20 protein-coding genes are annotated in these 23,765 nt (G+C 65.2%); 8 read left to right on the top strand and 12 right to left on the bottom strand.

Annotated elements, in window-relative coordinates; all coding sequences use genetic code 11:
* Positions 1-302 precede the first annotated feature (302 nt).
* Positions 303-1,901 (top strand): glycosyltransferase family 39 protein, encoded by a 1,599-nt coding sequence (locus ABIC09_RS36665; protein WP_246230407.1) that lies wholly within the window; start codon positions 303-305, stop codon positions 1,899-1,901.
* Here the strand turns inward: ABIC09_RS36665 and ABIC09_RS36660 are convergent.
* Together ABIC09_RS36660 and ABIC09_RS36655 are read right to left on the bottom strand one after the other, a co-directional pair.
* Complete coding sequence (locus tag ABIC09_RS36660; RefSeq protein WP_354112340.1) at positions 1,810-2,838, bottom strand: YcjF family protein; 1,029 nt, start codon at positions 2,836-2,838, stop codon at positions 1,810-1,812. The two genes, ABIC09_RS36665 and ABIC09_RS36660, sit on opposite strands and share 92 nt — an antisense overlap.
* Entirely contained in the window at positions 2,835-4,304 is a 1,470-nt protein-coding gene (locus ABIC09_RS36655; RefSeq protein WP_354112339.1) for a YcjX family GTP-binding protein, read from the bottom strand. Before ABIC09_RS36655 ends, ABIC09_RS36660 begins: the two co-directional genes overlap by 4 nt.
* Before the next feature lie 193 nt (positions 4,305-4,497).
* On the opposite strand from ABIC09_RS36655, the gene trhA reads away from it, so the two are divergent.
* Together trhA and ABIC09_RS36645 are read left to right on the top strand one after the other, a co-directional pair.
* Positions 4,498-5,193 (top strand): PAQR family membrane homeostasis protein TrhA, encoded by a 696-nt coding sequence (trhA, locus tag ABIC09_RS36650; protein ID WP_354112338.1) that lies wholly within the window; start codon positions 4,498-4,500, stop codon positions 5,191-5,193.
* Between the two features lie 52 nt (positions 5,194-5,245).
* Positions 5,246-6,040 (top strand): SDR family oxidoreductase, encoded by a 795-nt coding sequence (locus ABIC09_RS36645; RefSeq protein WP_354112337.1) that lies wholly within the window; start codon positions 5,246-5,248, stop codon positions 6,038-6,040.
* 67 nt (positions 6,041-6,107) lie between these two features.
* Here ABIC09_RS36645 and ABIC09_RS36640 read toward each other — a convergent pair whose 3' ends face one another.
* On the bottom strand, positions 6,108-6,560 hold the full coding sequence (locus ABIC09_RS36640) for a MarR family winged helix-turn-helix transcriptional regulator (protein ID WP_354112336.1): 453 nt from the start codon (positions 6,558-6,560) through the stop codon (positions 6,108-6,110).
* Positions 6,561-6,636: 76 nt separating this feature from the next.
* Here ABIC09_RS36640 and ABIC09_RS36635 point away from each other — a divergent pair, with 76 nt between their 5' ends.
* Positions 6,637-7,413: an SDR family NAD(P)-dependent oxidoreductase gene (locus ABIC09_RS36635; protein WP_354112335.1), complete on the top strand. Its 777-nt coding sequence runs from the start codon at positions 6,637-6,639 to the stop codon at positions 7,411-7,413.
* Between the two features lie 3 nt (positions 7,414-7,416).
* Here ABIC09_RS36635 and mdlC read toward each other — a convergent pair whose 3' ends face one another.
* From mdlC to ABIC09_RS36615, 4 genes are all read right to left on the bottom strand, one after another.
* Complete coding sequence (gene mdlC, locus ABIC09_RS36630) at positions 7,417-9,039, bottom strand: benzoylformate decarboxylase (RefSeq protein ID WP_354112334.1); 1,623 nt, start codon at positions 9,037-9,039, stop codon at positions 7,417-7,419.
* A 148-nt stretch (positions 9,040-9,187) separates the two neighbouring features.
* The gene (locus ABIC09_RS36625; RefSeq protein WP_354112333.1) at positions 9,188-10,033 is read right to left on the bottom strand and encodes an HTD2 family dehydratase; all 846 of its coding nucleotides are present in this window, start codon (positions 10,031-10,033) and stop codon (positions 9,188-9,190) included.
* A 15-nt stretch (positions 10,034-10,048) separates the two neighbouring features.
* Positions 10,049-11,152: a CaiB/BaiF CoA transferase family protein gene (locus ABIC09_RS36620; RefSeq protein ID WP_354112332.1), complete on the bottom strand. Its 1,104-nt coding sequence runs from the start codon at positions 11,150-11,152 to the stop codon at positions 10,049-10,051.
* Positions 11,153-11,162: 10 nt separating this feature from the next.
* Positions 11,163-12,332 carry an acyl-CoA dehydrogenase family protein gene (locus tag ABIC09_RS36615; protein ID WP_354112331.1) on the bottom strand — a complete coding sequence of 390 codons (1,170 nt, stop codon included), beginning with the start codon at positions 12,330-12,332 and terminating at the stop codon, positions 11,163-11,165.
* A 124-nt stretch (positions 12,333-12,456) separates the two neighbouring features.
* On the opposite strand from ABIC09_RS36615, the gene ABIC09_RS36610 reads away from it, so the two are divergent.
* Positions 12,457-13,377, top strand: coding sequence for a LysR substrate-binding domain-containing protein (locus ABIC09_RS36610; RefSeq protein ID WP_354112330.1), 921 nt, complete (start codon positions 12,457-12,459; stop codon positions 13,375-13,377).
* A 226-nt stretch (positions 13,378-13,603) separates the two neighbouring features.
* Here the strand turns inward: ABIC09_RS36610 and ABIC09_RS36605 are convergent, their stop codons facing one another.
* The gene (locus tag ABIC09_RS36605; protein ID WP_354112329.1) at positions 13,604-14,878 is read right to left on the bottom strand and encodes a cytochrome P450; all 1,275 of its coding nucleotides are present in this window, start codon (positions 14,876-14,878) and stop codon (positions 13,604-13,606) included.
* Positions 14,879-15,065: 187 nt separating this feature from the next.
* Complete coding sequence (locus ABIC09_RS36600; protein WP_354112328.1) at positions 15,066-16,331, bottom strand: cytochrome P450; 1,266 nt, start codon at positions 16,329-16,331, stop codon at positions 15,066-15,068.
* Between the two features lie 310 nt (positions 16,332-16,641).
* On the opposite strand from ABIC09_RS36600, the gene ABIC09_RS36595 reads away from it, so the two are divergent.
* Together ABIC09_RS36595 and ABIC09_RS36590 are read left to right on the top strand one after the other, a co-directional pair.
* The gene (locus tag ABIC09_RS36595; protein WP_354112341.1) at positions 16,642-17,778 is read left to right on the top strand and encodes a YjgN family protein; all 1,137 of its coding nucleotides are present in this window, start codon (positions 16,642-16,644) and stop codon (positions 17,776-17,778) included.
* Between the two features lie 3 nt (positions 17,779-17,781).
* Positions 17,782-18,891: a M48 family metallopeptidase gene (locus ABIC09_RS36590; protein WP_354112327.1), complete on the top strand. Its 1,110-nt coding sequence runs from the start codon at positions 17,782-17,784 to the stop codon at positions 18,889-18,891.
* Positions 18,892-18,900: 9 nt separating this feature from the next.
* Here ABIC09_RS36590 and upp read toward each other — a convergent pair whose 3' ends face one another.
* From upp to ABIC09_RS36575, 3 genes are all read right to left on the bottom strand, one after another.
* A complete protein-coding gene (upp, locus tag ABIC09_RS36585; RefSeq protein WP_354082288.1) occupies positions 18,901-19,530 on the bottom strand; it encodes a uracil phosphoribosyltransferase in 630 nt (209 codons plus the stop codon).
* 75 nt (positions 19,531-19,605) lie between these two features.
* A complete protein-coding gene (locus ABIC09_RS36580) occupies positions 19,606-20,844 on the bottom strand; it encodes a URC4/urg3 family protein (RefSeq protein ID WP_354112326.1) in 1,239 nt (412 codons plus the stop codon).
* A 5-nt stretch (positions 20,845-20,849) separates the two neighbouring features.
* Positions 20,850-22,106, bottom strand: a complete 1,257-nt coding sequence (locus ABIC09_RS36575) for a GTP cyclohydrolase II (RefSeq protein WP_354082286.1) — start codon at positions 22,104-22,106, stop codon at positions 20,850-20,852.
* A 370-nt stretch (positions 22,107-22,476) separates the two neighbouring features.
* On the opposite strand from ABIC09_RS36575, the gene ABIC09_RS36570 reads away from it, so the two are divergent.
* Positions 22,477-23,604, top strand: a complete 1,128-nt coding sequence (locus ABIC09_RS36570; RefSeq protein ID WP_354035661.1) for a threonine synthase — start codon at positions 22,477-22,479, stop codon at positions 23,602-23,604.
* The last annotated feature ends 161 nt before the right edge of the window (positions 23,605-23,765 follow it).

Below are 23,765 nucleotides of genomic sequence, written 5' to 3'. Positions count from 1 at the left end.
TCAGAGGCCTCTCAGCCAAATTAGGCCAAAAACCAGCGATCATCCGCTTCCGCTTCAGCATCGCAGCGTAACCGCGAGATTCTTGCCCAGCCTCGTAGCGTGCCCACCATCGGGGAGTGACGGTGGTATGGTGGGCACGGCGCCAGAGCGCCTTTTGCCCACCCCACGATTCTCGCCAGGACATCGGCGGCAACACCCCCCCCACGTTGACTCCCCCTCCCAACTCAGGGAAAAGCGCGGCCGTGACGATCGCTCCCGACATCACCGTGAAGCCCGACGGCGCGTCGCGCCGGCCGCTCGTCATGGCCGCGCTGGTGATCGCCGCGATGACGGTGCTGCGCATCGTCTATGCCTCCGCGATCGAGCTGCGCACCGACGAGGCCTATTACTGGACCTGGTCGAAGGAGGCGACGCTGAGCTTCCTCGATCATCCGCCCGGCGTCGCCTGGCTGATCCGCTTTGGCACCGCGATCTTCGGCGACACCGTGCTCGGGGTCCGCTTCGGCGGGATCGTTGCGATGCTGGTGACGCAGTGCCTGCTCGCCGACATCGTGCGCCGCCTCACCCATGATGTGCGCGCGATCGTGGTTGCGGTGCTGATGCCGGAGGCCGCGCTGTATTACGGACTGCTGATGGCCAAGGTCGCCCCCGACGTCGTCATGATCCCGTTTGCGGTGGCGATGACGTGGTCGCTGGTGCGGCTGGCGCAGAGCGGGGATGGACGCTGGTGGCTCGCCGCCGGCCTGTTCGCCGGCCTGTCGCTGCTGTCGAAATTCACCGCGATCATGTTCGCGCCTGCGGTCGCCGCGTTTCTGCTGGTGCCGGATTGGCGCTGGCGCTGGCTGCGCAGCCCCTATCCCTGGCTCGCGGTGCTGATCGCCATCGCAATGTTCTCGCCGGTGCTGATCTGGAACGCGCAGCACGACTGGGCCTCGTTCCGTTTCCAGGGCGTGCGCGCCACCGCCAATTACGGCATCTCGCTGCGCACCATCGGCGATTATATCGGCCTGCAATTTGGCCTCGTTGGTTTCGTCTTGTTGCCCGTGGTGCTGTTGGGCCTCGCGATGACGGCCTGGCGCGGCTATCGCAGGCGCGAGCCGGTTGCGATCCTGCTGTCGACCGCGGTGCTGGTGCCGTTCGGCTATTTCTTCTTCAAGTCGCTGACGCTCAGGGTCGGCGACACCTGGCCGATGTTCATGTGGCCGATCGGCTTCGCTGCCGCCGCGGTGAATCTTGCGATGATGCCCAGAGAAGGCTGTTCGGCGTGGATGATCCGGTCGAGCATCTTCTGGGCGAAGGCGGCGCTGGTGTCGGGGATCGCCTTCGTCGTGATCGTATTCCTCTATTACGTCGCAGCGCCCTGGAATTTCATCGGCAAGATGGATCCGATCGGCGCCGAGGCCGGCTACGAGCAGGTCGCCGCGCGCGCACAGGCCGCACTGGATGAAACCGGCGCGACCTGGATCGCGACCACGGATTACCGCACCTATGCCATGATGCGCTGGCTGTTCCGCGGCCGCGCCCCCGTAGTCGAAATCAACGAGCGCGGCCGCTTTCAGGGTTTTCGCGATCCCGGCATGGACCGGATCCGGGGGCAGACGGGGATCTATATCGGCCGCCAGCCCGACGATCATTCGCCTCTCTGGGAGTCGATCCCCGCGAGGCGCGAGACGTTGGGACGGGTCGAACGCCGCTGGCGCGGTGTCCTGATCGACACCTACACAATCGACAAGCTCTCCGGATGGACGCCTGAGCTGTCTCCGCCAAAGGACTCGCCGCTGTTCCAGTGGCGCGTGCTGGCCTTGCGAGCTACGCCTCGTCCTCTTTCCTTCGCAGCAGATCCGTCGCGAGATCCGACAGCTTCGGCGGCGGCAGGGCGGCGAACGGCAGCGGTCTTGTAACGTCGATAGCAGCCAATCCCAGCCGCGCCGTCAGCAGCCCGTTGAGCATGCCTTCACCGAGCCGCTGCGACAGTTTTGCTGCAATCCCGTGCCCGAGCATCTGCTGCACCAGGCTGTCGCTCGCGGCGAGACCGCCGGTGATGGCGAGATGGGCGATGACGTGGCGGAGCAGGCGGATCATGCCGAGCGCGCCGGGCCGGCCACCATAGAGCCGGGCGAGCTGGCGGATCAGGCGCAGCGAGGCCACGAACACGAAGAGCACGTCGAACAGCGCGCGCGGCGAAACGGCGGTGACAATCGATACCCGCTGCGCCGCCGACGACACCAGCCGCCGTGCCTCGGCATCCAGCGGCGACATCAACTCGCGCTCGGCGAGCCGGATCATGTCGGCGCCGTCGATGATCTCGCCGGAATGACTTTCGAGTGCGGCACGGGCGCGGGCAAGGCGCGGGTTCTGGTGCGCAATCGCGATCAGATCCTGCACGATAACGCGGCTCTCCTTGCGATCGTCGCTGGCGAGCACCTCGGCGGCGCGCCGATGCAGCTTTTCGATCGTCGCAAGCCGTGCGAGGCCAAACGCCTCGCGCCCGATCACCACCGCGAGCGCAAGCGTGGTAACGAAGGCGAGCGCCAGGCCAACGAAGCCGAGGCTCTCGCTGCGCGCAAACAGATCCTCGATCAGGCGGACGATGCCGAGCCCGGTGCCGAGCAGCGTCAACCCGGCGACGCCGGACCAGAACAGCGCGCCCCAGGGAAAGCCGCGTCGCGCCGGAAGCGCCGTTTCGATCGGCACCGGCAATGTCGCTGGATCGGGCTCCGGCGTGATCTGGATGGTGGCGCGACCGATACGGCTCGTCTCGTCGGCTTCGGTCACGACGACGCCGGGATCGTCGAGCCGGAACGTCGCCGGCCGCCGCGGCTGGGATCGGTCGTTCATGCGAGCTTGTCTCCGATCAGGAACTGCAAGGCACGGTCGAGACGGATGTGAGGCAGTGCGGGCTCTTCCGTCCCTTCGCGTTCGAGCTTTGGCGGACGGAAGCGCAGGAAGCGGAAATCGCTTTTCTCGGCGGCTTCCGTTGACAGTCCACGGAACGCATCGGTGCCGTTGAAGAGCGGCTCGGGATCGAGCGGCAGATCGCCCGGAAAGGTCGCGACTTCCGTGGTGCCGTCAAAGAACTCGCCATTGGCGCTTTCGCCTGCGGCCGGCGTTCCCAGGATCGAGGGCAATTTGTCGCGGCCACGGGTGACCTGGGCTTCCCGGGTGGCGCGGACGGCGGCGAGCGCCACCACATCGATTTGCGCGCCGGTATTTTCCGCACGCGACAGCGCCGGTGTCACCGCGCGGCGCAGCACGGCCTCGAGCCGGTCGTGGCTGGAATGATGCAGATGATCAGCTTTCGTCGCCGCGAACAGGATGCGGTCGATGCGCGGCCGGAACAGGCTGGAAAGGAGCGTGCTGCGGCCGATGTTGAAGCAGTCGAGAATGCCGGCGAGCGCGGCTTCGAGATCGTGCAGCGCCTCGGGGCCGGAGTTGAATGCGGAAAGCGCATCGGCCAGCACGATCTGGCGATCGAGCCGGGCAAAGTGATCCCTGAAGAACGGCCGCACCACGACATCCTTGTAGGCCTCGTAGCGGCGCACCATCATCGCCCACAGCGATCCCTCCGGAGCCTGGCCACCGACGGGCACCTCGAGCGGCGCAAAAGTCAGCGCCGGCGTGTCGGCGAGACTGCCTGGCATCAGGAAGCGGCCGGGCGGCAACAGGCTCATCGCAAACCGTTCGTCGCGGCAGGCGCGCAGATAATTGGTGAAGAGCTTTGCGGCGGTGAGTGTCGCCTGCTCGTCTTCGCGCGCGTCGGGCTTGAGCGTTGCGAGATGGGCGTGCCAGTCCGCGGCCAGATGCGCGCGCGGCGCTTCGCGCGACAGCGCCAGGCTTTCCGCCGACCATTGCTCAAAACTCTTCTGCAGCAGCGGTAGATCGAGCAGCCATTCGCCGGGATAATCGACGATGTCGAGCGTCAAGGTGCGGTCGGCGCCGTTCGGGCGCTGATAGTCGATGACGAGACGCAGCTCGCTGATATCGACGGTCGAGCTCGGCCAACGCCGTTCCTCGATCAGTGCGCGTAGATGGCTTTCATAGGAAAAACGCGGCACGGCGTCGTCCGGCTGCGGCGCCAGATGCGCCCGCGCAATCCGCCCCGAGGCATAGGCCTCGAACACCGGAAACCGGCCGCCGCGCGTCAGCCCGTGGATCAGCGCGGTGATGAATACGGTCTTGCCGGCCCGTGACAGGCCGGTGACGCCAAGCCGCACCGTCGGGTTGAAGAAGTGCTCGCCATAGTCGATCAGCGCCCGGGCCGACAGGCGCGCCTCTTCGACCATATCCTGGAAGCTGAATGCCATATGAACGTGATTAATCCCGGGCGGGCGGAACAGCGAGGCCGTTCACAAAAGTGGCAATTGCGTGAGGAAAATCAAGCTTCATACTTCCACCGCCTTTGTCGGCAAATCAGCCGATTGAACGACGCGCAGATCCCGAAACACGTCCCGAAACACCCATAGAAGAAGACATTGTCTTAAGCCTTTGCGGATTGCCATGACCGTCTTCCAGCTGAAGCAGCTCGCCTCCCATTCCGTCCATGCCGCGGCCGATGCGGTCGGCCGGCACTACGATCGCGCCGAACTGATCGCCGACGGTGTCATCCATGCCATCGGCGTGCTCTCCGGCATTATCGCCGCGACCGTTCTCGTCGTGCTCGCGGCGGTCTATGCCGATGCGGCCGACATCGCCGGGGTCTCGATTTATGTCGCCGGCCTGCTCTCGATGCTGGTGCTGTCGGCGAGCTATAATCTCTGGCCGGTGTCGCCGGTGAAATGGCTGCTGCGGCGGTTTGACCATTCCGCGATCTACCTCCTGATCGCCGCGACCTACACGCCTTTCATCCTTGAAGTGAAGGACAGCGTGTTCGCGCTGGCGCTGCTGGTCTGCGTCTGGTGTGTCGCGATCGTCGGCATCGTGCTGAAGCTGCGCTATCCCGGCCGGTTCGACCGTGCTGCCATCGGTATCTATCTTGCCATGGGCTGGAGCGGCGTGATGCTCTACGGCCCCGTGGTCCGGGCGCTGCCCGCGCTGGCGCTGGGCTTTGTGCTGGCGGGCGGCATTCTCTATAGCCTCGGCGTGATCTTCCATGCCTGGCGGCGGCTGCGCTTCCAGAACGCAATCTGGCACGGCTTTGTCTTGGCCGGCGCGGCGTGCCATTATACCGCGGTGCTCGACCTCGTGTTGAGCTGAGCAAGTTCCGCGAAGCGGGATAAAGACCAATCAAGAAAAGAGGGGACGTCGCATGCAGGTGACCGGCAAGGTCGTGGTCGTCACGGGCGGCGCGAACGGCATCGGCAAGGCGCTGTGCGAGGCCTTTCACAAGGCGGGTGCGGCCAAGGTCGTGGTCGCGGACATGGACGCTGCGAACGCGCGCGCCGTCGCCGCCAAGGTGGACGGCGCAGCCTTCAGATGCGACGTCGCGCAGGAAAAGGACATTTCTCACGTCATCGAGGAAACCGAGCGGCAGTTCGGCCCGATCGAATTATTCTGCTCCAATGCCGGCATCGGCGGCGGCTTCGATCCGATGTCGGCCAATGCCGGCGGCGCCTCGGACGAGCCGTGGCAGCGCAGCTGGGCGATCCACGTGATGGCGCATGTCTATGCGGCGCGGCATCTCATTCCCCGCATGAAGACGCGCGGCGGCGGCTATTTCCTCAACACCATCTCGGCCGCGGGCCTGCTGTCGCAGGTCGGCAGCCCCGCCTATTCCACCACCAAGCATGCCGCGGTGGGTTTTGCCGAAAACCTCGCGATCTCGCACAAGGCGGACAATATCAAGGTCTCGATCCTCTGCCCGCAGGGCGTCGACACCAACATGCTGCGCTCGATCCCGAAGGGCCCGCAATCCGGCGACGGCGACCTCACGCCCGAGCAGGTTGCCGAAGACGTGCTGGCCGGCCTCGAGCAGGAAACCTTCCTGATCCTGCCGCACCCCCAGGTGCTCGGCTATATGCGCAAGAAGTCCGAGAATTACGATCGCTGGATCGGCGGCATGGCCAAGATCCAGGCCAAGATGCGGGAGGAGTTCGGGAAGTGACCGTTAGGTCATCCCGGGGCGGTCCGTAGGACCGAACCCGGGATCTCGAGATTCCGGGCTACGCACCTTACGCCACCTCATCCCCCACCCGACTCTCCCGCAACGCCCGCGCATAGAGCATCATCCCCTCGCGCACCGTACGCTGCTCGGCGGCCGTCAACGCCGCCAGCGCGCCGCGCACCTGCTGCCGGCCGAATGCATGCAGCGCGTCCAGCGTGCGCCGGCCCTTCGCGGTCAGCGACAACAGCTTGCTGCGTGCGTCAAGCTCATCCGGCGTCTCCCTGAGCTCGCCACAATCGATCAGTTTGCGCACCAGGCGGCTGACGCTGGATTTCTCCAGCCGCAGGAAATCGCCGAGCTCGCCCGAGGTCAGCGGGCCGCGGATGCCGATCTCCAAAATCGTGTGCACCGCCGACGGCGGATAGTCCGAGGCCGCCACCGTCGCATCCATGAAGCCGAGCTCGCGCACCATCAACCGCGAGGCAGCGCGGATGTCGTCGATCAGAGCGAGTTCAGCCATCTTGACTCTCGGCATATAGGTGTATCATACAACTATACGCACGCAACGGCGCGGGCAAGCGTTTTTGGAGTGAGCCATGAGCGGAACTTTGCCAACCGGTGAGCGGATGAGGGGCAAGGTCTGCCTCGTCACGGGCGGCGGCAGCGGCATCGGTCGCGCCACCGCACTGCGGATGGCGGCCGAGGGTGCAAAGGCGGTTGTTGTCGCAGGCCGGCGCGAGGTCGAGATCGAGGCCGCCGCAGCCGCCTGCCGCGAGCTCGGTGCGGAAGCCATCCCGATCAAGACCGATATCACGCGAGACGACGAGGTCGAACGCCTGGTCCGCACGGCCGATGAACGCTGCGGCCGTCTCGATGTCGCCTTCAACAATGCGGGCTTCCAGGAGCGCCGTGCGCCGCTGGAACAGCAGGGCATGGACGTCTACGACAGCGTGTTCGACACCAATGTCCGCGCGCTGTTTTTGTGCCTGCGCCACCAGCTGCCAGCGATGCTGGCGAACGGCGGCGGCAGCATCGTGGTCAACGCCTCGGTCAGCGGCGTGCGCAATCCCAATCCCGGCTTTTCGCTCTACTCGGCCTCGAAGGCCGCCGCGATCTCGCTGACGCGCTCGGCGGCGATGGAGAATGCCCCGCGTGGCATCCGCATCAACGCCGTCGCGCCAGGACGTGTCATCACCGACATGATGCTCAGCGCCGGCGTCGGCGATGTCGCAACCGTGGGCGCCGGCCTGCCGCTGCGGCGCATGGGCACGCCGGAAGAGGTGGCCGAGGCCGTGGTGTGGCTATCGTCGGATGCGTCGTCCTACGTGGTTGGCCATGTGCTGGCGGCGGACGGGGGATTTCTGGCGGCGTAGCGCCTAATGCTTCTGCCCATACAGCACCGGCACCGCCGAATCCACGACCACCTCCACGAGGCTGGTGCCATCGTGCGCCATTCCGCGCTTGAGCGCCTCGCCGAGCTCCGCCGCCTTGCTCACCCGCACCGCATGGCACCCCATGCCTTCGGCGAGCCGGACGAAATCGATTCCCGGCAGCTCCAGGCCCGGCACGTTACGCACCTGCATCACCTGGCTGAACGATCGCATCGCGCCGTAGCCGGAATTGTTGATGACGACGATGGTGAGCGGCAGTTTTCGCTGCGCGGCGGTCCACAGCGCCTGGATCGAATACATCGCCGAGCCGTCGCCGATCAGGCACACCGTGCGGCTGGTTGGCTTGCCCAGCGCCATGCCGACTGCGGCGGGCAGCGAATAGCCGAGGCCGCCGCTTGCCATGGTGTAAAAACTGTCCTGGCCGCGCATCGGCAGGAATTTCTGCATCGCCGGCCGGTGCGAGGGCACTTCCTCGACAAGTGACGCGCCATCCGGCATCGCCTGCGACAGCGAGTGCAGCAGAAAATCGACCGGCAGCGGATCGGCGGCCTGCGGCGCCGGCGGCAATTTGCGGCCCTTTGGCGTGGCGCGCTTGCTCTCCAGCAAGAGCTCGAGCAACGCGCTCAGCGCCGGCTTCATGGTCGCGATGATGCTAGTGCCGACCGGTGTCACAGCGGCAGCATCCGGATCATCCGTGATCTGGAAGATCGTCGCGCCGCCATCGAAAATCGCGGCATGACCTTCGACGTGGAAAGTGAAGACGGGCGCGCCAATGACGACGACGACGTCGTGCTCGCGCAGCGCGTCGGAGAGTTGCGCCGGCGAGGCATGCAAAAAGCCCGCGAATTGCGCATGCCGCTCGGGGAACGAGCAGCGCGCCGAGAACGGGCTGACCCAGACGCTAGCCTTCGCCTTCTCGGCGACGCGCACCATCAGATCGACAGCGCCGGCGCGGTCGACACCGGGGCCGACGACGAGGGCAGGGTGCCTTGCGGAACCGAGCGCGGCAACCAGCGTCTTCATCGCCTCTGCCTCGGGCCCGATCTCGCGGCTGACCTTGCGCGCCTCGACCGGCGCTGTCGCATGCGCCCAGTCGTCGATCGGGATCGACACGAAGGTCGGCCCGCAGGGCGGCTGCATCGCCGTGTAATAGGCCCGCGCGATTGCGGCTGGCACGTCCTCGGGCCGCGCCGGCTCGACGCTGTACTTCACATAGGGCCGCGGAAATTCGGAGGCGCGCTCGGCGTAAAGAAACGCCTGCAACGGCAGGATCGAGCGGGCCTGCTGGCCGGCGGTGATCACCAGCGGCGTCTGGTTGCGGTGCGCGGTGTAGATATTGCCGAGCGCGTTGCCGACGCCGGCCGCGGAGTGCAGATTGACGAAGCCGGCATTGCGCGTCGCCTGCGCATAGCCGTCGGCCATGCCGACCGCGCTGGCCTCCTGCAGTGCCAGCACGTAGTCGATGTCGTCGGGCCAGTCGCTCAGGAACGGCAGCTCGGTCGAGCCGGGATTGCCGAAGACTTTTTTGATGCCGAACGAGCGCAGCAGGTCGAGCGTCGCCTGCTTGACGGTGACGGACTTGCTGCCGGTCTTGCCGTTCTTTGCCATGGTTTCCGTCCCCTGTTGTTTATCGACGCTCCCGGCCCCACCCGTCATTGCGAGGAAGCCCTTGCGACGAAGCAATCCAGACTATCTCCGCGGAAAGACTCTGGATTGCTTCGCGCGCTCGCAATGACGAGGAGGAGGCAGCGGTGGTTTACCACACCGCCGTCCCCTTCATCGTCGGCTGCCCTTCCGCGTTCGCGGTCCACAGCTCCATGCCATCGGCGGTCTCGTTGGCGTTGATGGAGAACTCGCTGCCCTCGAACAGCGGCTGCAGGCCGCGATAGGTGAACTTGTTCGGCGGCCTGCCGCTGCGGAGTTTTGCCGCCATCTCGATGATGAGCGCTGCCTGCAGCGGGCCGTGGAAGATCAGGCCCGGATAGCCCTCGACCCTGGTGACGTAATCGCGGTCGTAATGGATGCGGTGGCCGTTGAAGGTCAGCGCGGAATAGCGAAACAGCAGCACGGGATCGGAGACATGGGTCTCACGGTGCTGCGCATTCGGCGGCGGGGCCTTTGCTGTTGCGGGCGCGATGCCCGTCATCTCGCGATAGACGATGTCCTGCCGCTCGCGGATGGCAACGCCGCGTGGCGAGGAGATGCTGTGCTCCACCGCGACGAAGCACAATGTGCCGGTCGAGCCTGATTTCACCTGCACGTCGGCAATGCGCGAGGTCCGGGTCGATTCATCGCCGACGCGCAAGGGCTGCAGAAATTCGATCTCGCCGCCGGCCCACATCCGGCGCGGCAGCGGTACCGGCGGCAGGAAGCCGCCGCGGGTGGGGTGGCCGTCGGGCCCCAACATCGACATTGGAAACACCGGCTGCGCCAGGCACCAATGCACCGTGAACGGTGCGGCATCGCCCGCTTTGGGTTCGCCGATCTCCTGGAACAGCGTCGCGCGCAGGCCTCTGACGAGTTGCGCGGTGACGATGTCGGTCGCCTCTTCGCTGCGGCCGATCCATTGCCGCAAGTGATCGATGTCGAGCTTCCCGGTCATGGTGCCTCGCTCTTGTTATTTTCTGGATTGCGGATTCTCGCCGATCGCCGGCACCGCACCGTAAGCACGGGTCTCGCCGACGATGATCGGCGCCGGCGCGGGATAGCTGACGCGGCCGTTCGGCGTATCCACCTCGATGCGGCGCAGATGCGGATGGTTGGTGAGGTCGCTCATGGTGTTGACCTCGGCAAACGCGATGTCGGCATCCGACAGCCGCTTCAACAGCTCGTCGCGCGTCATCTTGCCGAAGATATCCGCGACCGTCCTGTCGGTGAAATCGCGGTTGCGCACGCGCTCGACCATGTTGGCGACGCGCGGATCGTTTGGCAGGTTGGGCTGGTCCAGCACCTCGGCACAGAGCGTCTTCCACTCGCGCTCGCTTTGGATCGAGATCAGGATGTCCTTGCCGTCCTTCGAGGTGAACACGCCATAGGGCGCGATCGAGGGATGACGCAGGCCCATGCGCTTGGGCGGATTGCCGGCCTCGGCGTTGAGCAGCGGCACGGTGCACCAGTCCGCCATCACGTCGAACATGGAGATGCGGATGTCACAGCCCTTGCCGGTGCGCCCGCGCGCGATCAGCGCCTCCAGGATCGCCGCATGCGCGGTGGCGCCGGTCGCGACGTCGACGATCGACATGCCGACGCGCGAGGCGCCGTCGGGATTGCCGGTGATCGAGGCAAGGCCGCTCTCGGCCTGGATCAAGAGATCATAGGCCTTGCGGTGTGCGTAGGGGCCCTCGTCGCCGTAACCGGTGATGGTGCAGGAGATCAGCTTTGGATAGTCCTGCAGCAGCCGCTCGCGGGAGAAGCCGAGCTTGTCCATCGAGCCCGGCTTGAGGTTCTGCACCAGCACGTCGGCGCTCGCGATCAGCTTTTCCAGCTCGGCGCGTCCCTCCGTGGTAGCGAGATCGACCACCGCCGATTGCTTGCCGCGGTTGAGCCAGACGAAATAGCTGCTCTGGCCCTTGGCCGCCGCGTCATAGCCGCGGGCGAAATCGCCTTCGGGCCGCTCGATCTTGATAACCTCGGCGCCGGCATCCGCCAGGCGCGAGGAGCAGAACGGTGCGGCCACAGCCTGCTCGACCGCAATCACCCTGATCCCGTCCAATGCTCCCATGATTGCTGCCTCAGTACGAGCGGGGCATGCCGAGCACGTGCTCGGCGACAAAGGACAGCACGAGATTGGTCGAGATCGGCGCGACTTGATACAGCCGCGTTTCACGGAACTTGCGCTCGACGTCGTATTCCTCCGCGAAGCCGAAGCCGCCATGCGTCTGGATGCAGGCATTCGCCGCTTCCCAGGACGCATCCGCGGCGAGCATCTTGGCCATGTTGGCCTCCGCGCCGCAGTCGAGCCCGGCTTCGTATTTGCGTGTCGCTTCCTTCACCATCAGCTCGGCCGCGCGCATCGCGGCATAGGCCTTGGCGATCGGGAACTGGATGCCCTGGTTCTGGCCGATCGGCCGGCCGAACACCGCGCGCTCCTTGGCGTAGTTGGTGGCCTTGGCGATGAACCACTTGGCGTCGCCGATGCATTCGGCCGCGATCAAAATGCGCTCGGCGTTCATGCCGGACAGGATGTAGCGAAAGCCCTTGCCTTCCTCGCCGATCAGATTCTCCGCCGGCACCTTCATGTCGGTAAAGAACACCTCGGTGGTGGCGTGGTTCATCATGGTGCGGATCGGGCGGATCTCGAGACCATTGCTCCTGGCCTCGCGCATGTCGACGATGAACACGGAGAGGCCATCGGTGCGCTTCTTGGTCTGCTCCTTCGGCGTGGTGCGGGCCAGCAGCACCATCAGGTCGGAATGCTCGGCACGGCTGGTCCAGATCTTCTGGCCGTTGACGATGTAGCTATCGTTGCCTTCCTTGCGCGCAAAGGTCTTGAGCGAGGAAGTGTCGGTGCCGCTGGTCGGCTCGGTGACGCCGAAGGCTTGCAGGCGCAATTCGCCGCTCGCGATCTTCGGCAGATACTTCGCCTTCTGCTCGTCGTTGCCGTGCCGCAGCACGGTGCCCATCGTGTACATCTGGGCATGGCAGCCGCCGCCATTGCAGCCCGCGCGCTGGATCTCTTCGAGGATGGCAGCCGCCGCCGAAAGCTTCAGGCCCGCACCGCCATATTCCTCGGGGATCAGCACCGAGAGGTAACCGGCCTGCGTCAGCGCGTCGACGAATGCCTTGGGGTAAGCCATCTCGCGATCGAGCTTGCGCCAGTATTCACCGGGAAACTGTGCGCAGAGCTTTGTGACGGCTTCGCGGATGTCGGCATGATCTTCGCTGTGGTGTTCTTCACTCATGGCGTTTCCCGAATGTGCGGCAGTTAAGATAACGCCGGCCGATCCTCTGGCGTTGTGAAAACAACGCCATCCCCCTATGCTCATTTGCTATAGCGTATGGAGTAGCCTTCCAGGATTGGCAAGCATGGATTTCCGGCAGCTCAGGACCTTCAGTTGTGTGGCGGAGCTCGGCAGCCTGAGCAAAGCGTCCGATACGTTGCGCGTGGCACAGCCGGCGCTGAGCCGGCAGATCAAGCTGCTGGAGCACGAGCTGCGCACGGAACTGTTCACTCGCAACGGCCGCGGCATGGTGCTGACCGAGGCCGGGCGCCTGCTGCTGGCGCGCACCTCCGGCATCGTGCGGCAGATCGACCAGATTCGCGACGACATCCAGTCGGCCAAGGGGCCGCCGTCGGGCCAGGTCGTGCTCGGCCTGGTTCCGACCGTGAGCTGCGTGCTGTCGGCGCGGTTTGCGCGGCGCTGTGTCGAAAAATACCCCGGCATTTCGCTGCGCATCGTCGAAAGCTACAGCGGCCACATCGTCGAATGGCTGCATCGCGGCGAGATGGACCTTGCCATCCTCTACGGCCGCTCCGCCGATCTGCATCTCAATGTGCAGAGCCTCGGGCGCGACAACATCGTCGCGGTCGGTCCGCGCGGCTGCGGTCTTGCGCGCAAGAAGAACGTCGACGTCGGCTGGCTGCTGCGGCAGCGGCTGGTGCTGCCCAGTCATTCGCACGGCCTCCGTGCGCTGATCGAGCAAGCGGCCGCGCAGCGCAAGATCAAGCTCAACGTCCAGCTGGAAGCAGATTCGTTCCGCGTGCTGACGAGCCTGGTCGAGGAGGGGCTCGGCTTCGCTCTGCTGCCGCCATCGTCGGTCCACGCCGAGGTCGCGGACGGACGTCTGGAAACCGCTGCCGTTTCCAAGCCGATGTCACGCGAGCTCATTTTCGCCTCTCCGATCGACCGCTCGCCCTCCACGGCCTCGCTGGCCGTCACCGCACTGCTGCGCGATGAGGTCGCCGCCTGCCGCAAGGAAGGCGTGTGGGACATCAAATTGAGTTAGATGCGCTGGTGTCGTAGACCAGTCGGGCGCCGTGTTGCCTTCGCATCTGGCGCGACCTGTCATGCCGGAATTTTATAGCTGGGCTCGGGCGCTGCGCGTTTGACGCGCAGGTGTACTCAAGATCTCGTCATTGCGAGCGTAGCGAAGCAATCCAGGAATCCCTCCGAGGTGGCAGTCTGGACTGCTTCGTCGCAAGAGCTCCTCGCAATGACGGAGGATGCAGCCGTTACCCCGGAATCCTCACCGGCAGCGACTCATATCCCTTGATGAAGCTCGAATAGATCCGCTTCGGCTCGCCGACCACCTCGATGCGGTCGAACCGCTTCAGCATCTCCTCCCAGACGATCCGCAGCTGCAGTTCGGCGAGCCGCATGCCGACGCAGCGGTGGATGCCGAAGCCGAAGGAGAGATGGGTGCGCGGCCGGGCGCGGTCGATGATGAACTCGTTCGGCTGCTCGATCATCTCTTCGTCGCGGTTGCCGGAGACGTACCACATCACGACGCGGTCGCCCTTCCTGATGTGCTTGCCGCCGATCTCGGTGTCGGCAAGCGCGGTGCGCCGCATATGCGCGAGCGGGGTCTGCCAGCGGATCACCTCGGGCACCATGGTGTCGATCAGCGCCGGGTCGGCGCGCAGCTTGTCGTATTGCTCGGGATTCTCGTTCAGCGCCAGCACCGAGCCGGTCATGGTGTTGCGCGTGGTATCGTTGCCGCCGACGATGAGCAGGATGATGTTGCCCATGAGGTTGTCGGGATCCATGAAGCGCGTGGCGTCGTTGTGGGCCATCAGCGACAGCAAGTCGTTGCGCGGCGCCGAGTTGACGCGCTCGTTCCACAGCTTCGACATGTAGGCGTAGCACTCGTCCATCTCGCGGCGGCGCTCTTCGGCGGATGAAACGATGCCGCTCTTGGGCAGCGCGGTCGCGACATCCGACCAGCGCGTCAGCTTGCGCCGCTCCTCCCAGGGGAAGTCGAACAGGGTCGCCAGCATCTGCGTTGTCAGCTCGATCGAGACCCGCTCGACGAAGTTGAAGGTCTCGTTGCGCGGCAGATTGTCGAGCACGGTCTGCGAACGCTGGCGGATCAGCTTTGCGAGGTCGTCCAGATGCGTCGGCGTGAACATCGGCGACACAGTCTTGCGCTGCGACGAATGCCTGGGCTGGTCCATCGCGATGAAGCTCGGCCAGTCGTAGCCGTCCGGCACGTCGCGGATCCCGATGCCGCCGAGCGTCGAGTCGGACGAGAACAGGCCGTGATTGGTGTCGACATGCATGATGTCGTTGTATTTCACCACCGACCAGTACGGCTCGATCGGCGCGTTGGTGCAGTAATGCACCGGCTCTTCCTTGCGGAGCCGCTCGAACCACGGCCACAACGTGTCGTCCTGAAACAGCCGCGGCGCGCCCGGATGAAAATTCTTCAGCGGCGTCGTATAGGCCTCCTCGCGCGCGCGCCGCATGCGTTCGGTCGTGTCGGCCTTGACCGGGGCCTGAATGTTCATGGGCGGTCGCTCCAGTTGACTCTTCCTTTGCCTCTCCCCGCGTGCGGGGAGAGGCCGGAATTCGAGCGAAGCTCGAATTCCGGGTGAGGGGGACTGTCCGCGATTCGGCTCTCACCGTATTCGCGGATAGAGCCCCTCACCCCAACCCTCTCCCCGTAAGAACGGGGAGAGGGAGTTTTCTCACGCGTCACGTCGCAATCTTGACCGGCAATGTTTCCAGACCCTTCACAAAGCTCGAATACACCCGCTTCGGCTCGCCGACTACGTCGATATGGTCGAATCGCTTCAGGATCTCCTCCCAGATAATCTTGAGCTGGAGTTCGGCAAGCCGCAATCCGACGCAGCGGTGGATGCCGAAGCCGAACGAGAGATGCGTGCGCGGGCGGGCGCGGTCGATGATGAACTCGTAGGGCTTCTCGATCGCCTCCTCGTCGCGGTTGCCCGAGACGTACCACATCACGACCTTGTCACCTTTCTTGATCTGCTTGCCGCGGAACTCGAAATCGGCAAGCGCCGTGCGGCGCATATGCGCAAGCGGCGTCTGCCAGCGGATCACCTCAGGCACGAAGCTGTCGAGCAGCGCGGGGTTTTCGCGCAGCTTGCGATATTGTTCGGGATGCTGGCTCAGCGCGAGAAGCGAGCCCGACATGGTGTTGCGGGTGGTGTCGTTGCCGCCGACGATCAACAAAATGAGATTGCCGAGGAAGTTCCGCGCGTCCATGTCGCGGGTCGCGGCGCCATGCGCCATCATCGAGAGCAGGTCGCTCTTCGGCGGCTGCTCGATGCGCTCCTTCCAGAGCCGCGCGAAATAGCCGGCGCATTCCGCGAGCTCAGCCTGACGTTCGTCCTCGGTCGCGACCAGGCCGTCGGGGCCGGGAATGGTGGTGGCAATATCCGACCAGCGCGTCAGCTTGCGGCGGTCCCCCCAGGGGAAATCGAACAGCACCGCGAGCATCTGGGTGGTGAGCTCGATCGAGACCTGGTCGACCCAGTCGAACACCTCACCGCGCGGCAGATTGTCGAGGCACTCGGCCGAGCGCTTGCGGATGTTGAGCGCGAGATTGTCCAGATGTGTCGGCGTGAACATCGGCGCCACGGTCTTGCGCTGCGCTGCATGGCGCGGCGGGTCCATCGAGATGAAGCTCTCGCGGCGCAGGTCGGGGTCGATGTCGCGAATGGTGATGCCGCCGAGTGCGGAGGCCGAGGAGAACACCGAATGGTTCGTCTCGATCTCCATGATGTCGTTGTAGCGCGTCACCGACCAGTACGGGCCGAACATCGAGTCCTTGCAATAGTGCACCGGATCTTCGCGGCGCAGCCGGTCGAAATAGGGCCAGAACGTATCGGTCCTGAACAATTCGGGATCGCCCGGATCGAATTGGTCCAGCGGAAGTGACGACGCGCGCTCGCGCAGTGCGTCGAGTTTTGTCGCGCTCTCGATGGTCCCGTGCATGACCGCTCTCCCTGACATGAACCGCGCGATTTTCTTGAATTCTGCGCTGCGGTATTTGGCTGCAATTACAGCGCGTTGTCTGCGCCGGAGCAAGGGCGAGTTTTGCCACATCCAACCTTCGCGAGAGCGTCGGGCGGCCGTCGCGTTCTTGTGTGAACGTGACCTCCCGCACGCCTCAGCCAGCGGAATCGTGCGAGAAATCGCTCGAAACCGAGGTAAATCGAACCCGCTCGTCTTGGGGATCGACCAATCTCCGATCTATAGTTTGAGCAGATCAGATCCGCATCCCGAGGTTGCTGCCGTGAACGACATGCAATGGACGCCCATCGGCCCCTCCGAACCGGTCCCGCCGCCGCTGCCGCCCTCGCGGGTCGACTTCAGCGGCAATCGCACCGGGTTCCGCAAGATGGTCACCAAGGGTGCCATGCTGGAGCTCGTCACCTTCGGCTTCTACCGGTTCTGGCTCGTCACCGACATCCGCCGCCATTTATGGTCGAACACCGCGATCGACGGCGACGCCGCCGAATATACCGGCCGCGGCAAAGAGCTCTTGATCGGCTTCCTGTTCGCGCTCGCGATCCTGGTGCCGATCTATCTCGCCTATTTCCTCGTCGGTATCGAGTTCGAGCGCTGGCAGGGTTTTGCCTCGACGCCGCTGTTCATCTCATTCTATGCCTTCGGCCAGTTCGCGATTTTTCGCGCACGACGTTATCGTTTGACCCGCACGGTCTGGCGCGGTGTGCGGTTCTGGATGGACGGTTCAGGCTGGGCCTATTCGTTCCGCGCGATGCTGTGGGGCTTGCTGGTGTTCCTGACGCTGGGCCTGGCGCTGCCGTGGCGCGAGGCCTCACTCGAGCGCTACAAGATGCGGCACACCCATTTCGGCGATCTGCAAGGCGATTTCGAAGGCGACGGCTGGGCGTTCTTCAAGCGCGGCTGGTGGCTGTGGCTCTTGACCCCGCTTGCAATTGTCATCTTCCCGGCTGCACCGTTCCTCTATGCCGAGTTCAAGGCGCGCGAATGGCGCTGGTGGCTCGACGGCATCCGCATCGGCGGCGTCAGCCTGTCCTCGTCGCTGCCGCACAACGCGTTCTACGGCCTTTACTCGAAGGTGATCGGCTGGTGGCTGCTGCTGAGCGTCCTGTTCGGGTTTTACCTTGCCGGTGCTGCCGGACTGGTCGCTGCGGCCGGCGTGTCGATCGCCGGACCTGACGCAATCGGGCGGAGCATTCCGCTTCTATCCATGATGGTCATCGGCTATTTTGCCCTGGCGCTTGCCTTGAACGTCGTCATGCGCATGTATCTCCAGCGCGATATCTGGGTGAAAGTGCTGGAGACAGTCGAGGTGCATAACATCGGAGCCGCGGCGGATGTCCGCGGCAGCGGCGAGCTCGCCAGCGCGCTCGGCGAAGGCTTTGCCGATGGTCTCGATGTCGCGGGATTCTGAGCTGTGAGTGATGCGTCCGCCGAGGCCCCGCCGCAGTCGGCAAAACCGACGGTTTTCTTCGATGGCGTATCGAGCCGCAGGCGGCAGGTGACACTGACGCTTGGTGATGCGCTCGATATCCTCGAACCCGGCGTAACGCCGGTTCGCTGGGTCTACGCCGACATCCGCCGCGCCGACAGTCCGCCCGCCATCTTGCGTCTGACCTCGACGTCCGCGCCGCCGCTGGCGCGGCTCGAAATCCGCGACATTGCTCTCGCGGCGGAGATCGTCGCGCGCTGTTTGCGGCTCGACGAGCACCAGACCACGCGCCGTGGTGTTGCAAAAATCGTCGGCTGGTCGGTTGCGGCTGCCGTGTCCATCGTCTGCGTCGTGCTGTTCGGCGTGCCGCTCGCCGCGGATCGTCTGGCGCCGTTGGTGCCGAAACCGATCGAGCGGCGGATCGGCGATGCGTCCGAGGTCCAGGTGAAAACCATCTTCGGTCGCGAATCCTGCAGTGATCCGGCCGGGCAGGCGGCGTTTTCCAAGCTGGTCAATCGCCTGCGCGACGCCGCAGGCCTTGACGACGACAGCATGACGGCCGGCGTGCTGCCGAGCTCGGTGCCGAATGCGTTCGCGCTGCCGGGCGGCAAGGTCTTCGTGCTCAACGCCCTGGTCGACAAGGCCGAGAGCCCCGACGAGATCGCCGGCATCCTCGCCCACGAGCTCGGCCATCTCAAGCATCACGACAACATGCGCGGCCTGATCTACAACGGCGGCACCTCGTTCCTGATCGGCTTGTTGTTCGGCGACGTCACCGGCTCGTCCGCCGTGATCTTCGCCTCGCGCAGCCTGGTCGAAGCCTCCTATTCGCGCGAGGCCGAGACCAATGCCGACACCTTCGCGATCGACATCATGCACAAGCTCGGCCGCTCGCCGAAGCCCGCGGCCGAGTTGATGTTCCGCATCACCGGCAAGGAGGGCGGATCAGGCTTCACCATTTTGGCGAGCCATCCGCTCACCGAGGATCGCCTTGCGCGCATGACAAAGGAAGACCATCCCGCCAGCGGCCCGCCGCTGCTGACCGACAAGGAATGGCAGGCGCTGAAAGGCATTTGCGGCAGCGGGAAGATCTGAGCTTGCCGCTTATCGCGTCCCGTAAGCGCGGTCGCCGGCATCGCCGAGGCCCGGCACGATGAAGCCGTTCTCGTCGAGGCCTTCATCCACCGCGGCAGTCCAGATATGCACGTCCGGATGCAAGCCGCGCAAGCGCTCTAATCCTTCCGGCGCCGCGATCAGGCAGGCGAGGCGAATGTCCTTGGCGCCGCGCTCCTTGAGCCGGTCGACCGCAGCGACGGCCGTGTTGGCGGTCGCGACCACAGGCGTCACCACGATCGCGAGGCGCTCGCTGAGATCGGACGGCGATTTGAAGAAGTACTCGACCGCCGCGAAGCTATGCGGCTCCCGGTAGAGGCCGATATGGGCGACGCGCGCGGTCGGCACCAGATCCATCATGCCGTCGACAAAGGTCGTGCCGGCGCGCAGCATCGGCACGAACACCAGCTTCTTGCCGGCGATCTTGGCCGAGTGCATCGTCGCCAGCGGTGTGTCGATCACGGTGTCGGCGAGCGGCAGGTCGCGCGTCACCTCGTAGCAGAGCAGCATGCCGATCTCTTTGATCAGCTCGCGGAACGACTTTGTCGAGATCGATTTGTCCCGCACCAGGGTCAGCTTGTGCTGCACCAGCGGATGATCGACGATCGTGACGCCTTCCATGATCGGTTGCTCTTGCTTTTCCCTTCTCCCCCTGTGGGAGAAGGTGGCGCGAAGCGCCGGATGAGGGGAGAAGGTTTAGAACACGGTGCCGTCGCTGATCACCTTGAGCGGCGGCGAGCCGTCGGGTCGGCGCGCAAAGGCGATGGCCCGGCCGGCGGCCCAGGTGCCGCCCTCCAGGATGCTGGCGAGCGGCAACGACTGCGGCGTCCGGCCGAGCTTGGCGCGAACCAATTCGGCCACACGATCCAGCAGTGCGACCGTGAGAGCGCGCCACTCCACGACCAGCAGAGAGTCGACCGCGTGCGCACGACCGGCATCCTCGGCATCGCGCAGGCGCAGCACTTCGTGATCGACGAACAGACCGCCATTGCGGTATTCGGCGAGCCCGGTCAGGCCGTCGATGTCGGTGACCTCAAATCCGGCGCGCTGGAGCGGCTCGATCAGCGAATAGCTCAGCCATTGCGACAGCTTGTGCAGCGGCACGAGGCCTGCGGTCGTTTCATCCGCCTTGATCGCCGGATGACGCCAGCAATCGCCGAGCGGGACGCCTGCGAGCTCGAGCCTCGATGGCCAGATCGGCCCGAGCTGGTTCAGCACCGCGGAGAGGATCGCGAGCGCGGGGGTGGCGCCGTTCGTTGCCTGCGCGGCGATATGATCGAACAGGCCGCCCGGTCGTGGCGTGTCGTGCATGCCGAAGACATCGGCGCGCGCCGCAACCTGCTTGCCGAGGCGCCGCAGCAGATCGGTGCGTCCCTCGAGGCCGAGCAGCGGATTGGCGTCGCTCGCCTGGAAGGCCGAATTGAGCGCGGCAAGCGGCAGCGTTTCGATCACGCCGGCATCGACCCTGAACGGCGCGCGCGTATCGGCTGAGAAGAGTCCGCCGGCAAACATGTCGAGGCTGGCAATCGCAAGCCCCTCGGACCGCCCGATGCTTTCACCCGTCACGGCGTCGCGATAGCGCCATCTCGCACCCGCGCCGGCATCGAGCAGCACGCTGACGATGGCGAGGTCGAACTCCGCGCGCGCCCGCGCGGCGCGATTCTGCCACGACGCCGCGTCCGCCAGCTGCGCCCAGCGATCGACGTTGCCGAGCACAAAATGCCGCCACCGCGCGTGGAAGGGAATCTCTAGCGTCGGGTAGGCTTTTCGCGTGACAGCCAGCACGGCGTCCGCAACGCCATCCATGCGATCGAGATCAATGGTGAAATGCGTGAGCCCGCCGTGCAGGCCGATGTCGAGCATTTGCCCGGCGCGCGCGCGCACCGCCGCTGCGCTGAGCAGCGAGCGGGCCTGTTGTTCTGTGGCGTCCGCCATGGCGTTCAGTATTTCTCCAGCGAACGTCCAACGATGTCGTTCACGTCCTTTTCAGTCACGTCGTCGGCGGAGTAATACCCGGCGGCCTTCTTCGCGGCGATCTCGACATAGGCGTCGGCCGGGATCAGCTCCGGCGGAATCGGCACGCGTTCGACGATGTCGATGCCTTGCGAGGTCAGCGCGTCGTATTTCATGTCGCTCATCGACAGGAAGCGGTCGATGCGCTTCAGGCCCAGCCAGTGAATGGTGTCCGGCATCAATTGCTGGAAGCGCGCGTCCTGGACGCCGGCGACGCATTCGGTGCGCTCGAAATAAGCGGCGGCGGCGTCGCCGTCCTCCTGGCGCTTGCGTGCGTTATAGACCAGGAATTTGGTGACCTCGCCGAGCGCGCGGCCTTCCTTGCGGTTGTAGACGACGAGCCCCAGTCCGCCGTCCTGCGCGCCGCGTGCGGATTCCTCGATGCCGTGGATGAGGTAGGGCCGGCAGGTGCAGATGTCAGAGCCGAACACGTCGGAGCCGTTGCACTCGTCATGCACGCGGCAGGTGATCTTGGTGCGGTGGTCCGGCAGTTTTGTCACATCGCCGAACATGTAGACCGTGGTGCCACCGATCGGCGGCAGGAACACCTTCAGGTCCGGCCGGGTCACGAGCTCGGGGAACATGCCGGCGGTCTGCTCGAACAGCGTGCGGCGCAGCTCGGTCTCGCCGGTCGCAAAGCGCTCCGCAAGGCCGGGCAGATACCAGACCGGATCGATCGCGATCTTCACCACCGAGACGCTGCCATTGGCATGCACGACCTCGCCGTCGGCGCGCAATCGCTTGGCCGCGAGCGCCTCGCGGATTTCGGGCAGGTCGAGCCGCGCGCGCGTCACCGCGATGCTCGGGCGGATGTCGACGCCCTCGGCGATGTCCTTGCCGAAATTCTCGGCGACGAGATGACCCCAGGGATCGAGCGCGACGATTTTTGCGGGATCGCGCCACTGCTCGAACGGTCCGATGGTCGCGGCCGGAAACGTGTTGGTGAGATCTGGGCGCCGGATCGGATCGAGCGCACCGGCGGAGACGGCGAGCGCACGGTACATCGCGTAGGAGCCGCCATGGCTGCCGATCACATTGCGATCCCCGGCGCGCGACACCGTGCCGATGATCGGCCCGCGGGCGCGCGCATCGGCAGCACCCCAGTGAATCGGGAAGGCGGCCTTTTTGCCCGGCTCCGGGTGCGAGGTGAGGCGGATGTGGTCGGTACGGTTCGCGCGGCTCATGGCCAAACTCCCAAAAAGCCAACGGCCCGCCGCTCGGACGGGCCTGGCTCTGCGGCGTTGCCGGAACAGAGCCCCGGCGACGCAATCCAACATATTGTAGCGGCCAGCTGCGACAGACAAGTTAATCGTGCCGCGCCGGGCGGGTGATCATCGCCAAATTCCCGTCATCGACGGGCAGGCCGGCTCGCCTGCATGCCGCGCCTTCGCTAGGGCCGAACCTTCCTGTTCGATCTGCACGATAAGCCTAAGGGTTTGAAATAGTTTTATTTTTCATGTTTTCAAGAGGGCGGCCCCACCGCGGTGCCGTGGGCTGGACCAGACCCACATAATCGGACAAATCGTAGAGATCGCCTATCGCCTGGAGACTGCCATGCCCACCGCCAGCTACATCGATCCCCGCAATGGAAAGCGCTATCCGCTTCACGAGCCGCGCTGGTGCTCGGATGAGCGCACGCCGCTGCTGGTGACGCCGGGGGCGGGCATCTCGCGCGCGGACATCGACAGCCGCACGCGTTCGCTCTGGCGCTACCGCGCGGCGCTGCCGGTGGAGATCAAGCATCCGATTTCGCTCGGCACGGGTTGCACGCCGCTGGTGCAGCAGGATTGGGGCGATCTGCGGCCGTTCTTCAAACTCGAATGGTTCAATCCGACCGGCAGCTTCAAGGACCGGGGTTCGGCGGTGATGCTGTCGTTCCTGCGGCAGATCGGAGTCGACGCCATTCTGGAGGATAGTTCGGGCAATGGCGGCTCATCGATGGCAGGTCTCGGTGCGGCCGGCGGCATGCGCGTGAAGATCCTGGCGCCGGCCTCGACCTCGCCGGCCAAGATCGCACAGGTGCGCGCCTACGGCGCCGAGGTGCAGCTCGTCGAGGGCCCCCGCGAGGAGTCGGAGGCCGAAGCGATCCGGCAGTCGGGCCAGACCTTCTATGCCAGCCACAACTGGCAGCCCTTCTTCCTTGAGGGCACAAAATCGCTCGCCTATGAAATCTGGGAAGACCTTGGTTTTGTCGCGCCCGACAACGTCATCGTTCCCGTCGGTGCCGGCAGCAGCCTGCTCGGTTGCGCCTTCGGCTTCCGCGAGTTGTTGAAGGCGGGGCAGATTGCAAAACTGCCGCGCCTGTTCGCGGCTCAGCCGCTGAATTGTTCGCCGATCGATGCCAGCTTCAAGGCCGGCGTCGATATTCCTGTCGCGCGCGAGGTCAACAAGACCATCGCCGAAGGCACAGCGATCAAGCATCCGCTGCGGCTGCGCGAGATCATTGCGGCCTTGCGCGAAAGCGGCGGCGGCACGGTTGCGCTCACCGAGGACGAGATCGTCGCCGCCCTGCGCCGTCTGGCGCGGCAGGGCCTGTTCGCCGAACCCACCAGCGCCAGCGCGGCCGCCGCGCTGGAGAAACTCTCCGCCACCGGCGCCATCAAGGCGAACGAGACCACGGTAGCCGTCCTCACCGGCACCGGCCTGAAGGCCGCCACCACGGTCGCCGATCTGGTGCAGTAGGACGCTGCGCGTTGCTCCGTCATTGCGAGCGCAGCGAAGCAATCCAGAATCCCGCCGCAGTGACAGTCTGGATTGCTCACATGGGGAATTGGTGTGTCAAGGCGGTTGTTCAGCTCTTAGTTCGATTGCACGCCAGCTCTTCGTCCCGACCATGGAGCAGT

The sequence above is a fragment of the Bradyrhizobium sp. S3.12.5 genome (assembly GCF_040548225.1).
Taxonomy (GTDB): domain Bacteria; phylum Pseudomonadota; class Alphaproteobacteria; order Rhizobiales; family Xanthobacteraceae; genus Bradyrhizobium; species Bradyrhizobium cytisi.
This window is presented reverse-complemented; position numbering and strand designations above follow the sequence as displayed.